Genomic DNA, 14,260 nt, shown 5'->3' on the forward strand with positions numbered 1-14,260 from the left:
AATTTACTTAAATCTAGGCTGGTTTCCTATTAATTCTCAATAATTAATGTTTATTGAGAATATAGGCTCTTTCCAGAAAAGCCTCTAACCCTTTTGAATACTCATTTTTAGCTGGTTTTCTTACATCGAACTCAGGTTAACTAAGGCTGCAACGCCGATGATCATGGGACCTAGCATCGCAAAATTAATCATTGCTATGAGTAACAGGCTGATGCGAATTGCAGACCGTGTCCAGGCATATTTTAAACCTAAAATAATCTCACCTGTTAAAGCTTGTTTCTCTGGTTCAGTTGCCAGAGGTTGACGGCGACGAGTCCGCACTAGGTATATGAACAAACTACCAAAGGCAAATATGAGTGTATTGATTGCAAAAGCAATGGTTAATCCAAACGCACCAATCATAAAACCCGCACCAGCAGGTCCGATGACTTCGGTAAACTGTTCACTGCCCTGTATCCAAGCGTTAGCTTCTGCTAATTGTGATTTTCTCACCAATTGAGGCAAGAGGGCAAGAATCGCTGGGTATAAAATAGCCTCAAATAATCCAAATAAAACAGCAATTACAATGAAAAAAATGAGATTAAAACTATCTAATATTAGCAAAACAGTAGCAATTCCAATTAAAACAGTATTAATCAAACCTCCAATGATAGCAACATTTCGAGGTGACCAGTGATAGCGAAGCGCTGCTGCAAGCAGTTCGCTCAAAAAGCATCACAAAATCACGTTGAAATGCCCGAAACCCATACCTCATGGTTGAGCTTGTCAATGCGTAAATCCTATTGAATTAGGATATCTGAATTTGTAAAGATATCTTGACAAACACTTTAGGTTTATTATATTATTTAATATAACAAGCGTTCGATATAGAGACGATAGCTGTTATGCCGAAAATTGTTAATCATGAACAATACCGTAAAGAATTACTCAATAAATGTTTTGATTTGTTTGCTGAAAAAGGCTATGCAGCGATTACTATGCGGCAGATTTCTGCGAGTTTAAAGGTTTCCACAGGTACGCTATATCATTATTTTCCCAACAAACAAGCTTTGTTTGAGCAATTGGTGGAAGAAATTAGTCAGCAGGATATCATTACAGCTTTAACAGAATTTGGAGGAAAAAATAACTTATTAGAATTGATGGCAGCGTTGGGTCAATATCTTGTTAAAAATGAGGATTATTTAATTAAATGGACTTATCTATGGGTTGATTTTTGTCAACATCAAGACTCAAAAATAATGTTGAGTAATAGCACTGTTTTTAAACGGGCTAATCAACGATGTCAGCAAGTAGCCTGTGATTTATTAGGTGTTCCAGATGTAGTATTAGCATCTTTTGTTTTGAGTTTTGTGAATGGTGTGGTTCTCGAAAAATTATGGGGAAATGAAAACATTGATTTCTCTGAACAGTGTCAGCTTTTAGGAGAGATGATTGTAGCCTATTTACGACAAAAAACCGACTTTAAGGTTAGTAGTTAAGCGTCAATAAATGTAGAAAAATTTGTTTTATCACTTTGGGAGTTATGATGAGTTATAAACAGTTGTTTAAACCTAAAAATCAAGGGTTAATTGCTTTAATAATTGCGGCCACTGCGATAACAGGAGGAATTGCTATTTATGGGATTTCTAACTTTGGAAAAATGGAAAAATCTTCTGTAACTGAATCCAAACCTATTGTCCCTATTCCGCAAATAGTTACTGCTTTAGGAAGACTAGAACCGAAAACGGAAATAATTAAATTATCTGCACCTTTAGCATTAGATGGCGATCGCATTGTGGAAGTATTAGTTAAAGAAGGTGATAATGTTAAAGTCGGTCAAGTAATTGCCATTTTACAATCTCGTGATCTTTTAAAAAATTCTGTTATTCAAAGCACGAAACAAGTGAAAGTTGCTCAAGCTAAACTTGCACAAATTAAAGCTGGGGCTAAATCAGGAGAAATTCAAGAACAGTCAGCAATTGTGGAGAGAATTAAGGCACAATATGCAGGAGATAAACAATCCCAACAGGAAAATATTGCTCGGATATCAGCCCAATGGGAAGGTGATAGAATTGCTCAAATAGCAACTATTAATAAATTAACAGCAGAACTCAAAAATGCCGAATCAGAATATCAACGCTATCAACAGTTATTTGCTGAAGGGGCAATTTCTAATTCTGTAATTGATAGCAAACGGTTAAATATAGAAACAGCTAAACAAACATTAAATGAATCTCAAGCTATTCTGAAACGGATTAATACTACAGCTAATAAACAATTAGCAGAAGCTAAAGTTGCCCTGAATCGTATTAATAATACTAGCAATAAACAAATTAGTGAAGCCAAGGCTAAACTTAATAGTATTGCCGAAATTCGTCCTGTAGATGTGCAGTTAGCACAAACAGAAGTCGAAAGTGCGATCGCTAATCTTAAAAAAGCAGAAACTGAATTAGAAGCAGCTTATATTCGCGCTCCCATAAACGGGCAAATTCTCAAAATTCATACTAAAGTCGGTGAAAAAATTGGTGATCAAGGGATTGCTGACTTTGCCCAAACTAACACAATGATGGTAGTAGCAGAAGTTTATCAAACTGATATTAGTAAGATAAAATTAGGACAAAAAGCCATAATTACCAGTCAAGGATTTACAGGAGAATTACAAGGTACAGTCCAACAAATTGGTTTACAAGTCAAACGCCAAAATGTTTTTAGTGATCAACCAGGAGAAAATTTAGACAGTCGCATTATCGAAGTAAAAATTCGCCTCAATCCTGAAGATAGCAAAAAAGTTTCTGGCTTAACTAATTTACAAGTGCAAACAGCAATTAAATTGTAATTAATTTCTCATCAAGATGCATAAAAAAAACTCATGATTAATAAAATCTTTCGGAAAACGCCCCTAGCTTGGCGACAATTAATGAAGGAAAAAACGCGACTATTGGTTGCAGTTGCGGGAATTACTTTCGCGGATATGCTGATATTTATTCAGATGGGTTTTGAAAGTGCATTATTTGATGCTGCTATTCAACCTCACCGCAATTTACAAGCAGATTTAGTCTTAATAAATCCTCAATTTCAAACCCTAGTTTCAGTCAAAAGCTTTTCTAGAGAAAGACTTTATCAAGCATTAAGTTACAACGGTGTAAAATCAGTCAGTTCTATTTACATTAGTACCGGACAATGGCGCAATCCTCAAACTAAAATAGATCGATCTATCTTAGTTTGGGGTGTAGATCCATCTGCACCTGGTTTAAAGTTTCCTGAACTGCAAGCAAAGAAAGATGATCTTAAACAATTAAATCAAGTTGTATTTGATGAAGCCAGTCGTCCAGAATATGGAGAGATTGGCAATATCTTTCGAGAAACTGGCAAGTTTAACGCCGAATTAAGCGGAAAGAATGTCAGTGTTAAGGGTTTATTTCAAAATGGTGCTTCCTTTGCTGCGGATGGAAATGTAGTAGTTAGTGATTCTACTTTTTTACAATTATTTTCTACTCGCAAAGCCGATCAAATTGAAGTTGGATTAATTACTCTTCAACCCGGTGCTGATATTGAAAAAGTCAAAGCACAACTACAAATAGGACTAAATCCAGATCCTCAAAATCCCTTTGTTGAAGTTGGTACTCCCGAAACATTTGCCCAGAAAGAAAGAATTTATTGGGTGACTGGTACAGGGATTGGTTTTATTTTTGGTTTGGGTGTGATAGTCGGTTTTATTGTTGGTATTGTTATTGTTTATCAAGTGCTGTATTCTGATGTTTCTGATCATTTACCAGAATATGCCACTCTCAAAGCAATGGGTTATACTGATAATTATCTATTGCGAGTTTTATTGCAAGAGGCATTATTCTTAGCTGCATTAGGTTATTTACCTGCATTTTTCCTATCTTTTGGGTTATATCAAGTTACATTTGCCGCAACTCTTTTACCAATATATATGAAGGTAGATCGGGCAATTAATGTTTTTTTATTAACAGTAATTATGTGTACTGTTTCTGGCGCAATAGCGATGCGAAAACTCCGTTCTGCTGATCCGGCGGATATTTTTTAACCTAACAATTTTTATATCTCACGCAAAGGTAAGGAACTATGTCATTGGAAGTTACAACTATTCCTTCTGAAGTTATTTCTAGTTCAGAAACAGTTATTTCTGTTAGTAATCTCAATCATTATTTTGGGAAAGGGACGCTGCAAAAACAAGTCTTATTTGATATTAATTTAGAGATTAAGGCAGGAGAAATTGTCATTATGACTGGTCCATCTGGTTCGGGCAAAACTACCCTATTATCATTAATGGGCGGTTTACGTTCTGCCCAAAATGGTAGTTTGCAAATATTAGGACAGGAAATGTCTGGTGCAAAAAAAGGGCAATTAACTAAATTACGTCGCCAAATTGGTTATATTTTTCAAGCACATAATTTGATGAGTTTTCTAACAGCTAAAGAAAATGTGCGGATGTCTTTGGAGTTACATGAAAATCATCTCAATGGTGATATTAATGCTAAAGCTACAGCAATGTTAGAACACGTTGGTTTAGGAGAACGGGTTAATTACTATCCAGAGAATTTATCCGGTGGACAAAAACAACGGGTAGCTATAGCCCGCGCTTTAGTCAGTCATCCCAAAATAGTCTTAGCAGATGAACCGACAGCTTCCTTAGATAAACAATCTGGACGCGATGTGGTGGAATTAATGCAAGTTCTAGCAAGGGAACAAAACTGTACTATCTTATTAGTCACCCATGATAACCGCATTCTCGATATAGCTGATCGGATTATTTACATGGAAGATGGACAATTGAAAAGTGATGGTGTAGATATGGGAGTTAAACTAAATTAACACTTTTTTATGATGAATAATAACACAGCCTCAATTTCAATATTGAAGCGATAAATTCGCAAGAAATGAGAATTGATAACTTATCCAATTAACGGCAAAATTCTTTGCAGTTCTCCACACGCAGCTTTTAAAGAAGGTGGTGCATTCTCATCTAAATTACCTTGATAACACTGGTTGACTAATTGCTCAACATAGGGTTTGCAAATAGACTCATTTTTATCGAATTTGGGATATGGCTTTTCAGCTTGTTCATCAACATTTGTACCTTGTAAATAATGTATCCATGTTTCAATATTTCTTTTAGGAACAAAAATTGCTATGGCTTCACTAGGTTGACGAAGTTGTTGTGAATTTTCTATAAGTGCATCATCTAATTGCTTTAGTCTTTCTTCGACTGTTTTTTTATCTGCATCAATTAAAACAATTAGCATTCCAGAACGTTTATTTCTTTGTCTACGATACTCTACCACTTCTTGGGCATATTTTTCTCTAACAAACTGTTCTCCTGCACCTTTAGGACAAATTTCGGTGCGGAAATTTCTATCTAAGGTAAAACCGCGCTTTTGCAAAAAATGAATAGCAAAAACTTCTTGTTGTTTATCCTCACACAAAATTACAATCTGCACTCTCCGCTGGCTCATTATAACCATCCCCGCGCAATCAGTTCTGAAATCTTTAATCCTGAATCATCAGCTTCTTCATTACTGATTTTTCTCACTCTTACAGGTGCATTACTTTGACGTTCAAACCAATAACCAATCGGTGACGCTAAAAGGTAATTAATACATTCGGGATGATGTGAAATTAGTAAAGCTTGTAACTTTCCTTCATCACAAAAATCATATAGCTGTCTTAACCAAGGTTGAATTTCTGGAAGTGCTAAAAAGTTCTCCGGTTCATCAATACAAAGTGTATAATCTTCTGATTTCATACAGTAAATTAGTGTATATAATATTATTAGTGCTTTTTGACCATCTGATAATGCACCTAAATGATAATCAATAGTATTTTTATCTTCTGAATCTGATGTGAATTTTAATTTCAAACCAACATATTTTTCTCCTATTTGCTCAAACTTAAAACTAATAAAACCATCTAAAACTTCTTTTAAAACATTGATTAATTCAGCAACTTTCCCTTGATCTTGTGAAATATATTTATACCAAGAAACAAAATTTTCAGCTTTAGAACCTAGATATTTTGTTTCTGCACCACCACTTTTTATTAAAATAGGAACAATTTGTACAATAATTATTTTCTCTATCCGTTTTGTAAACCAGAATAGTTTTTTGTTGTCATTTCTTGGTAATAAAGAGGACAATATAGATTGAGATGAAAGAAATGAATATTTTGATGCTTCTGAATAATCATCTCGAAAAAGTTGTACATCGCCATTTTCATATTTTAGTAAAGGATGTCCATTAAACCATAATCTTTCATAGGAAACAGAGATTTTATCTTGATTAGCTTCAACTACAAGTTCATATTTATAGTTACCATCATTACCATCTATTTCTAACTCGAAACGTTGAATTGGTGAAGTTTGCCAGCAAGTAAAATCAAAATAATCAAAAATAGACTCTAATTTTGATTCACCTAATATAAAATTTTGAATTTTCCGCAAAGCTTCAAAAACAGTTGATTTACCTGAACCATTACCACCAAGAAATAGATTAATTGCATCAACATTAAGCTCAAAATTTACCAAACAGCGAAAATTATCAATATAAATACGCTTTAACATAAAACTTTTCCTTCTAAGCAAAGACTATCATACAGCCCAAATTACTATAATCACATAAATCCAATTAATTATATAAATCACAGTCCAGACTGGAATATAGTACAATTGTTCTACACAGACAAAACATAATACTCGTTCTAGTCAGGTGTAATATAGAAAAACAATGATCCGTGTGATAATTGCCCTAACTAATTATGCTTCACTTTTCTCGTCGAGTGAAATTCACCGCGAGAAAAAGTATTAAAAATCAGGAGAAGACAATGAACAGTTGTATTTTGATGGCAGAAATTTACGATAATCCCCAACTGCGTCACACACCAGATGGGTTAGAAGTTACAGAAATGATCGTTCATGTCGCGGGAGCAAAACCAGAAGATCCAACGCATCCTTTAAAAGTCGTAGGTTGGGGAAATTTAGCCAAAGAGATTCACCAAAGTTATCATCAGGGCGATCGCGTTATTATTGAAGGGCGCTTAGGCATGAATACAATTGATCGCCCCGAAGGATTTAAGGAAAAACGCGCAGAATTAACAGTCCAAAGGATTCACGCCATCGGACAAGGTACTTATACCAGTTCACCACCAGCAGCCACGAGAACCACACCAGCCTATGAAACCCCTGTAGCGCCACCAACCTACAGCCCTACTAATTATGAATCAAACTATCCGACATCAGCCCCAATGCCCCAGGTAGCGCCCTCTCAACCGACATACCAACCCGCCCCTGTGCAGTCTCCATCCCCTGTAGGAGTTACGCCAGAACCCGATCCAGATGACATCCCGTTTTAGTCATAATCCTTGTAGAGACGTTCCATGGAATGTCTCTACATTCTTTTTCAACCTCCACTGACTTCACCCCATTCCCGAATTGCTGGAAATACGGATGAATAATCATCCTCTGGATAGGACATTTTCATAGTTGCGTGTAAGATTTGCCTTACACCCTCAATGCTGTTGAGATTCAAACCCAAGGATTTTGCTTCCGAGATAAATAAATCTATTTCTTTGATCAGTTGTTTTGTCGGTAAGTTAGCGTTAGTATAATTGCCATCTAACATCCGCCGCAAATTTTGATCAAAAGTGGGAGCATAAAGTTTACTTTCGCGCAAAACCTGCATAAACAAATCAACATCAATGCCTTGCAACTGGATATATGCCAGACTCAGAGCAAAGCTAGTTGTCAGAGAAGCAATCAGTTGATTGAGCGCCAGGGTGAGGTTTGATGCCGAACCCACAGCGCCTATATATACAGGATTTTCGCCAAAATGTTGGAGTAACTTTAAATGACGCTGATATTGTTCTTCCTCTCCACCTACCATGACAATTAACTTGCCAGTTTGAGCTTCGGGAATACTACCGAGGACAGGTGCTTCTATATATTCACCACCAGCCGCAACTACTGTATCTCTGATTTCTTGGCTTTCTAAGGGATTAATTGTCCCCATTTGAATGATGCTGCGTCCTGATAAAGTATGCCAAGAAGTATCTGTCAGAAGTACATGATAAATAGCTGCGGCGTTAGAAAGCATTAGCACGATACAGTCAGCAGCACGGATGGCTTCGCGGGGTTTTGTCACAATTTGCGCCCCTGCTTTCCGTAACGGTTCTAATTTTTCTGGGGTGCGATTATAGGCAATTAGTTCTATATCGGTAGCTAATAACCTTTGAGCCATCGGTAGTCCCATCAATCCAGTTCCCAGAAATGCCACCTTCATGTTTTACGTTCCTTTGTCAGTGGTCAGTTGTTAGTAGAAGAAGTCAGGAGTCAGGAGTCAGGAGTCAGGAGAAAGAAAAGTGAAAGAATAAATAAAAAAAGTTCTTTCCGTTTCCTCTTCCTTTTTCTTTCTCTTTCCTCTTATGACTTTTATGACTTTTAACTTTTGACTTCCGCGAAGCGGTACTAGCCTCCAGCGGCAAAAGTCACCATAATGATGACGGAAAGTAAGAGTCCGGGGGAAAGTAGAGTTACTAGCACTAACAGATCATGAGCATTCATAATTATTTCTCTTGGGTAGATTTTTGACTTAAATGTCATCTCTGTTATGCTAGTGCAATCAGGACTAATACAGGATTGTTAAAGAGATTTTTAACCTTTCTCTTTGATCTCTACTCTGGTACGACTAATCCCTGGAGTGGTTGTGATGCTTCTTGTTCAGTTAGTCCCTGGCTTTGGACTAAAACGCCAAAATTGCCTAATCCTGATGGGTTAATTAGTTGGTGTAATCCTTCTCGGCGTTGTAGCAACTGTGATATTGGTTGCTGTTGAGAGGAGAGTGCAGCTAACCTTTCACCTATTCCCAATGCCATCAAAAATAGCCCTTGCTGAGTCCAACCCATGTTTTTGAGTCCGCACCGTTCACCCCAAGATGATAAGGCTGTAAAGTCAACATGGGCAGTGATATCTTGTTGCCCAATATTGATATAAGGATTATCATGATGACGATGCTGGTAGTAGCACTGGAGAGTTCCCTGCGATCGCCTGGGGTTATAATAACGATGAGCAGGGTAGCCATAATCAATTGTTAGCACATACCCGCGTTCCAAGCAGTCTGCCACTATACCCAACCAATTCAAAGCTGCTAAATTAATTTCACTACGATAGCCATTTTCATAAGTATTTTGGCTTAAATCAATGCCCACTAACTTAAAATATTCTCCTAATTGTGGTGTTGATGGTTCTCCTATTATTTCAATAAATAGAGGTAAAGCAGAATTTTCTTCCTCCGATTGTTGCCCAATCGTGACATAAATTTCCCGCAATTCTCCTGCTGCTAAAGTAAATTGGTGGACTGGAAAAGCATCTACTAATTCATTGGAAAAGAAGCAGCCGTTAATAGATTTGGAGGGAATTTCTTCTAAGTTACACCAATCTACAGCAAAATCTTGTAACCGTTGTTGTTGTTCTCGTTTTAAACTTTGTGATTTTTCAACAATAATATATTTGACTGCGGTAAAAAAATCTGGGTATTCTTGCTTTATATAATTGAGTATATGGGATGCTAATATACCTTGTCCTGCTCCCATTTCTACTAAATCAAAATGTATAGGTTTATCTAGAATCTCCCACATTTGGTAAAATTGCTTTGCTAGTAATTCCCCAAAGTCAGCGCCTAAACTGGCAGATGTGAAAAAATCACTACCGCGAAAGCCGATTTTGATAGCATCACTGGAATAATAACCATATTCTGGATGATATAACACCATATCCATGTATTCCGCAAAGGTAATTCTTTTTTGAGGACTGGTGATAATCCGATGGGCTATTATTTGACATAACGGGGAATGAGAATCCATAAAATTTGTAGTTGATTGTTAACTAATGCTTGTAACTCAAATAAAAGAATATGTCGAATATTTATTCATTTAGCCAACCGAAAAGTTGACCTACTGTAAGATTAAAGGACTCCGCAAAAGATGGAACAGGTAAGCTATCTGTTTCTAGTTCAAATAATAGAATCCGTTGATCAGCAAAATACACAAAAACTAATTTTTCTGCGGGGTCAATTAGCCAACCCATTTGAGTACCATGACTAAGACAATGGAGGATATTCCGCACAACTTTAGTTTGATTTTGTTCAGGAGAAAGTATTTCAATTGTCCAGTCAGGAGGGATAGCAAAGGTGTTAGCAACTTCACCATTTTCATCGCGGGGAATGCGTTCCCAAGTGAAGACGGCAATATCAGGTACAATGGATCTACCGCCAAAGGTACAGCGTAATTCAGAGTATGCACGGGCTATACGCTGGGGTTTGAGAACCGTATTAGCCGCAGAAACAAAATCGCTTTGAACTGTGCTATGTTTTCCTTGAGGCATGGGTTTTTGAATGATTTCACCGTTAATAAATTCGCTTGCCGGTTTGGTTTCTGGCAATTTGATAAATTCATCAAGGGTTAAGGTTTTGATAGGGGTTTGAACCATTACCATTTCGGGTTTGTGGATTATTAATATTGTACCATTTTTTAATTATTGTCAGAATCAGGATATCCGGTTACTGAGCGAAGTCGAAGTACAGGATTTAAGGATGTATAGGATGTTGGTTTGCGTTAAGGTTTTTTAGATGTAAAGATTTTTGTGATGTACTAGAAACTTTTTTACTCTTGTATGATATCATTAAATTGATATGTTACCCAGATTCCCGACTTATTTGAGAGGTCGGGGAGCTAAATGAAATGATCTACATTTATAAATTATAGTTATGAATCAACAATTTTCTAAAACTTTATTTCAGAAAAAGACGTTAAAAAATGCCTTGGTTAATTTTAAATTTCCGTCAGATTTGGAAGAACGGCACAAAATTATTAAAAAATGGATTGAAGCTTTAAATTCAGGGACTCTTAATCAAGTAAAAGAAGTTTCTTTGCATGGTGATTTTCTCAAAGATATCTTTCAAGATGTTTTAGGTTATTCTTCCATTATTGCAGGTGGTGGCAAACTTTGGGAAATTCACGCAGAACAAACTATTGCTGACGGTGGGGGTTCTGCTGATGCTGCTGTGGGCTTTTTTACCGCTACAGAAAATAACAAAGGAAAGGTAAAATTACAGGGTAAAGTTGTTGCACCAATTGAGTTAAAAGGGACAAAAGATGATTTAGATAGACCCGCACCAGGAAGAAAAGAATCCGCCGTTGATCAGGGTTGGCGCTATGCTAATTATACACCTGATTGTCATTGGATTATTATTTCTAATTATCGAGAATTACGATTATATCATACCAATAAAACTCCGGCTTATTATGAAAAGTTTTTATTAGTTGATTTGGCAAATTTAGAGGAATTTAAAAGATTTTATTTTTTGCTTTGTCGGGAAACCTTTTTACCAGTTAAAGATGTATCTAAAATTGATACTTTGTTAGTAACTTCTGAGGAAGCACAAGAGGACATTACTAAAAAACTTTATGAAGAATATAAACAAGTTAGATTAAATATAGTTAAAGATTTCCGGTTTCGTTTTGGTAGTAAGTTGAATATTCCTAACCGTGATCAAGTATTAATTGAGAAAGCCCAAAAAACATTAGACAGAATTTTATTTATTGCTTTTTGTGAAGATAGGGGATTATTACCCGAAAAGACAATTAGCAAGGCCTATAATAGTAAAAATATTTATAATCCTCGACCAATTTGGGAAAATTATAAAGCCGTTTTTCGTTGGGTTGACCAAGGTAATCAAGATCCCCCAATTCCCGGTTATAATGGTGGTTTATTTCAACATGATCCAATTTTAGATCAACTATTAGATATTCCTGATTCTTGGTGTGGTCAACTGCAACAATTAACCCGTTTTGATTTTGATTCGGAAGTTTCGGTAGATATTTTAGGACGAATTTTTGAGCAGTCAATTACAGATTTAGAAGAATTAAAAGCTGATATTGCTAAACAGGAATTTGATAGAAAACAAGGTAAACGGAAAAAGTTAGGCGTATTTTATACTCCCGCTTATATTACGCAATATATTGTCGAAGTTGCAATTGGTGGATATTTACAAAACCGTGAAGATGAATTAAGAGAAAAGTTTAAATTAGGGGAATTTACAGATACAGCAGAAAATCAAAAACGGGAAATTGAATTTTGGCAAAGTTACAGAGACGAAGTATTAGTAAAAACGCGAGTTATTGATCCTGCTTGTGGTTCTGGTGCGTTTCTAATTGCAGCTTTTGATTATTTTGCAAGTCAGTATCAACGAGTTAATGATAATTTGCAATTTCTGAAACATCAAACTACAGAAAATATGGAATTAGATAAAACTATTCTCAGTAATAATTTATTTGGGGTTGATTTGTCTCCAGAGTCGGTAGAAATTACTAAGTTATTTTTGTGGTTAAAAACTGCAACTCAGGGAAAAACTTTAACTTATTTGGACGATAATATTAAAATCGGTAATTCCATCATTAATGATGCAAAAATCACAGATTTACCATTTAATTGGGAAAATGAATTTCCCCAGATATTTGCTGAAGGTGGTTTTGATGTGGTTATTGGAAATCCTCCTTATATTCGTCAGGAGTTATTATCACCATTTAAACCTTATTTACAGGAAAATTATCAAACTTATGACGGAGTTGCAGATATTTATATTTATTTCTATGAAAAAGGTTTAAATCTGCTCAAACCAGCAGGAATTATTTCTTATATTGTCACTAATAAATGGTTACGTTCTGGTTATGGTGAACCTTTGCGACGGTTCTTTTCTCAAGAAAGTGTCTTTGAACAAATTATTGATTTTGGACACGCACCAATTTTTGAAGACGCTGATACTTTTCCTTGTATTATCGCTGCGAGGAAATCTGAAGTTTCAAATACAGAGAATGAGGAAAAATCGGTTTTAATTTGTGCTGTTCCCCGTGGGGAGTTGAAAAATATTAACCTCATTCAATATGTGCAGAATCCAGAAAACAGTTTTACTATTCCTTGGTCGCGGTTTACTGCTAATGCTTGGAGTTTAGAACCTCCTGCGGTTGATGATTTAATGCGGAAAATTCAACGGGTAGGAGTTCCGTTAAAGGAGTTTGCTGGGGTTAAACCGATATGTGGAATAAAAACAGGTTTTAATGAGGCTTTTTTCATAGATGATGCTACTAAGAATAAATTAGTTCAAGCTGACCCAAAATGTGCAGAAATCATCAAGCCATTATTGAGAGGTCAAGATATTAAAAGATGGATTCCTGAATGGGATAAAGTTTGGATAATTTTTGCTCACAAAGATATAGATATAGAACAATATCCTGTGATTAAAGAACATTTAGAAATTTATAGAAATAAGTTAGAGGCTAGAGCAGGTAAACAGTTATGGTGGCAATTACAAGCATCACCATCATCTTATCATCTTTTTGAAGAACCTAAAATTATTTGGCAGGATTTAGCTTTTCATTCACGATTTTGTTTAGATAAACAAAATGTATTCATAGACATGACTTGTTTTGCTTTACCTTGTTCTGATTTATGGTTGCTTGCTGTTCTCAATTCACCTCTTATGTGGTCATGGTTGTGGAGAAATACAATTCATGGTAAAGATGAAGTATTACGTCTGAAAAACATTTATACAGAAAATATTCCGATTGCACAACCTACAGCAGAAATCCGCGCAGAAGTAGAAGCAATTGTCACACGGTTAATTGAAATTACCAAACTCAACGGACAAGTTTATAAAGATGTTCTTGACTGGTTGCAAATAGAATACAAAATTGAGAAACTGGGCAATAAATTAGAAGATTTTGCTACTTTGGAATTTCCAGACTTTGTAGAAGAAGTGAGAAAAAGAATGGTAAGGAAAACAACTGCAAAAAAAATTATACCTCCTCTAGATATATCTGCTTTTACAGCTTTGCGTAAAGCACATAATGATTATGTTCCCGAAATTAACAGCCGGAAAAACGAAGCTTTAAAATTAGAACAGCGTCTTTCTGATTTAATTAATCAAGCGTATCAAATCACACCGGAAGAAATTGATTTAATGTGGAAAACAGCACCACCAAGAATGCCGCAATTGTTAGAATAAAGATATCCTGATTTTGACAATTATAAAAATACAGGAATCCCATTTGATTTCTGAACGAGTTTTATCTTAAAACTCTTAGAGGTTGTTTGAAAAGTATTATATGAAACCCATAATCTCCAAAAACCTAACCCCCCTCCCCCCCTTCCCTACAAGGGAATGGGGGTTTTAAAGCCTCTCCCCTGGTAGGGGAGAGGTTTGGAGAGGGG

General features: G+C 35.9%; 12 protein-coding genes. 6 read left to right on the forward strand and 6 right to left on the reverse strand.

Annotated features, from left to right (window positions below):
- Nucleotides 1-120: 120 nt before the first annotated feature.
- Nucleotides 121-708, reverse strand: a complete 588-nt coding sequence (locus tag PN450_RS13675) for an MFS transporter (RefSeq protein ID WP_271836661.1) — start codon at nucleotides 706-708, stop codon at nucleotides 121-123.
- 176 nt (nucleotides 709-884) lie between these two features.
- Between PN450_RS13675 and PN450_RS13680 the strand changes: the two genes are divergently transcribed.
- The 4 genes from PN450_RS13680 to PN450_RS13695 are packed head-to-tail and all read left to right on the forward strand — an operon-like array spanning nucleotide 885 to nucleotide 4,818.
- Nucleotides 885-1,478, forward strand: a complete 594-nt coding sequence (locus PN450_RS13680; RefSeq protein ID WP_053539090.1) for a TetR/AcrR family transcriptional regulator — start codon at nucleotides 885-887, stop codon at nucleotides 1,476-1,478.
- 47 nt (nucleotides 1,479-1,525) lie between these two features.
- A complete protein-coding gene (locus tag PN450_RS13685; protein ID WP_148767146.1) occupies nucleotides 1,526-2,815 on the forward strand; it encodes an ABC exporter membrane fusion protein in 1,290 nt (429 codons plus the stop codon).
- Nucleotides 2,816-2,848: 33 nt separating this feature from the next.
- Entirely contained in the window at nucleotides 2,849-4,030 is a 1,182-nt protein-coding gene (gene devC / locus PN450_RS13690; RefSeq protein ID WP_148765705.1) for an ABC transporter permease DevC, read from the forward strand.
- Between the two features lie 38 nt (nucleotides 4,031-4,068).
- Nucleotides 4,069-4,818, forward strand: a complete 750-nt coding sequence (locus PN450_RS13695) for a DevA family ABC transporter ATP-binding protein (RefSeq protein WP_148765707.1) — start codon at nucleotides 4,069-4,071, stop codon at nucleotides 4,816-4,818.
- Nucleotides 4,819-4,898: 80 nt separating this feature from the next.
- Here the strand turns inward: PN450_RS13695 and PN450_RS13700 are convergent, their stop codons facing one another.
- Both PN450_RS13700 and PN450_RS13705 read right to left on the reverse strand, forming a co-directional pair.
- Nucleotides 4,899-5,459, reverse strand: coding sequence for a hypothetical protein (locus PN450_RS13700; RefSeq protein WP_148765709.1), 561 nt, complete (start codon nucleotides 5,457-5,459; stop codon nucleotides 4,899-4,901).
- On the reverse strand, nucleotides 5,459-6,562 hold the full coding sequence (locus PN450_RS13705; RefSeq protein WP_148765711.1) for an AAA family ATPase: 1,104 nt from the start codon (nucleotides 6,560-6,562) through the stop codon (nucleotides 5,459-5,461). The genes PN450_RS13700 and PN450_RS13705 overlap by 1 nt, the downstream gene beginning before the upstream one ends.
- Before the next feature lie 260 nt (nucleotides 6,563-6,822).
- On the opposite strand from PN450_RS13705, the gene PN450_RS13710 reads away from it, so the two are divergent.
- Complete coding sequence (locus tag PN450_RS13710) at nucleotides 6,823-7,350, forward strand: single-stranded DNA-binding protein (protein ID WP_271836662.1); 528 nt, start codon at nucleotides 6,823-6,825, stop codon at nucleotides 7,348-7,350.
- A 47-nt stretch (nucleotides 7,351-7,397) separates the two neighbouring features.
- On the opposite strand, the gene PN450_RS13715 is transcribed toward PN450_RS13710, so the two are convergent.
- The 3 genes from PN450_RS13715 to PN450_RS13725 form a co-directional block, all read right to left on the reverse strand.
- A complete protein-coding gene (locus tag PN450_RS13715) occupies nucleotides 7,398-8,276 on the reverse strand; it encodes an NAD(P)-dependent oxidoreductase (protein ID WP_213712491.1) in 879 nt (292 codons plus the stop codon).
- Between the two features lie 391 nt (nucleotides 8,277-8,667).
- Nucleotides 8,668-9,855 carry a class I SAM-dependent methyltransferase gene (locus PN450_RS13720; protein ID WP_271836663.1) on the reverse strand — a complete coding sequence of 396 codons (1,188 nt, stop codon included), beginning with the start codon at nucleotides 9,853-9,855 and terminating at the stop codon, nucleotides 8,668-8,670.
- 61 nt (nucleotides 9,856-9,916) lie between these two features.
- Nucleotides 9,917-10,480: a Uma2 family endonuclease gene (locus tag PN450_RS13725; RefSeq protein ID WP_271836664.1), complete on the reverse strand. Its 564-nt coding sequence runs from the start codon at nucleotides 10,478-10,480 to the stop codon at nucleotides 9,917-9,919.
- Nucleotides 10,481-10,757: 277 nt separating this feature from the next.
- Here PN450_RS13725 and PN450_RS13730 point away from each other — a divergent pair, with 277 nt between their 5' ends.
- Complete coding sequence (locus PN450_RS13730) at nucleotides 10,758-14,054, forward strand: Eco57I restriction-modification methylase domain-containing protein (protein WP_271836665.1); 3,297 nt, start codon at nucleotides 10,758-10,760, stop codon at nucleotides 14,052-14,054.
- Nucleotides 14,055-14,260: the final 206 nt, after the last annotated feature.

Source organism: Dolichospermum lemmermannii CS-548 (assembly GCF_028330815.1).
GTDB lineage: Bacteria > Cyanobacteriota > Cyanobacteriia > Cyanobacteriales > Nostocaceae > Dolichospermum > Dolichospermum lemmermannii.

What these genes read in the sequence shown, in the direction of transcription:
- PN450_RS13680 (WP_053539090.1), top strand. Translation starts at nt 885, where the DNA reads ATGCCGAAAATTGTTAATCATGAACAATACCGTAAAGAATTACTCAAT.
- PN450_RS13685 (WP_148767146.1), top strand. Translation starts at nt 1,526, where the DNA reads ATGAGTTATAAACAGTTGTTTAAACCTAAAAATCAAGGGTTAATTGCT.
- devC (WP_148765705.1), top strand. Translation starts at nt 2,849, where the DNA reads ATGATTAATAAAATCTTTCGGAAAACGCCCCTAGCTTGGCGACAATTA.
- PN450_RS13695 (WP_148765707.1), top strand. Translation starts at nt 4,069, where the DNA reads ATGTCATTGGAAGTTACAACTATTCCTTCTGAAGTTATTTCTAGTTCA.
- PN450_RS13700 (WP_148765709.1), bottom strand. Translation starts at nt 5,459, where the DNA reads ATGAGCCAGCGGAGAGTGCAGATTGTAATTTTGTGTGAGGATAAACAA.
- PN450_RS13705 (WP_148765711.1), bottom strand. Translation starts at nt 6,562, where the DNA reads ATGTTAAAGCGTATTTATATTGATAATTTTCGCTGTTTGGTAAATTTT.
- PN450_RS13710 (WP_271836662.1), top strand. Translation starts at nt 6,823, where the DNA reads ATGAACAGTTGTATTTTGATGGCAGAAATTTACGATAATCCCCAACTG.
- PN450_RS13715 (WP_213712491.1), bottom strand. Translation starts at nt 8,276, where the DNA reads ATGAAGGTGGCATTTCTGGGAACTGGATTGATGGGACTACCGATGGCT.
- PN450_RS13720 (WP_271836663.1), bottom strand. Translation starts at nt 9,855, where the DNA reads ATGGATTCTCATTCCCCGTTATGTCAAATAATAGCCCATCGGATTATC.
- PN450_RS13725 (WP_271836664.1), bottom strand. Translation starts at nt 10,480, where the DNA reads ATGGTTCAAACCCCTATCAAAACCTTAACCCTTGATGAATTTATCAAA.
- PN450_RS13730 (WP_271836665.1), top strand. Translation starts at nt 10,758, where the DNA reads ATGAATCAACAATTTTCTAAAACTTTATTTCAGAAAAAGACGTTAAAA.